Origin of the sequence: Mycobacterium timonense (assembly GCF_025821985.1) — a bacterium.
GTDB lineage: Bacteria > Actinomycetota > Actinomycetes > Mycobacteriales > Mycobacteriaceae > Mycobacterium > Mycobacterium avium.
On sequence record NZ_JACKSY010000039.1, the window covers coordinates 4,510 to 4,864 of the forward strand.

Here is a 355-nt window from a genome sequence, read left to right on the forward strand (position 1 = left end):
CGTCTGGGGAATCCGGCCACACGGTGGTGTATGCGCGGGTGTCCTCGCATGATCAGCGCGCCGATCTGGACCGGCAGGTCGCCCGCTTGGCGGATTGGGCGACCTCGAACGGTCACGTGATCGGCGAAGGTGGTGACCGAGGTCGGGTCGGGCCTGAACGGCAAGCGCCCCAAGCTGCGCCGGATTTTGTCGGACCCGTCTGTTTCAGTGGTGATCGTGGAGCACCGTGATCGGTTGGCTCGCTTCGGGGTGGAGCACCTGGAAGCGGCGTTGTCGGCGCAGGGCCGCCGGATCGTGGTGGCCGACCGGGGCGAGACTGTCGATGATTTGGTGCGCGACATGATCGAGGTGCTGA

Annotated in this window: 1 pseudogene (cut by a window edge); it reads left to right on the forward strand. The window is 66.5% G+C overall.

Annotated elements, in window-relative coordinates:
- A pseudogene (locus tag H7I87_RS11155) lies at positions 1-355 on the forward strand (IS607 family transposase) (its annotated part extends 71 nt beyond the left edge of the window); the annotation flags it as partial.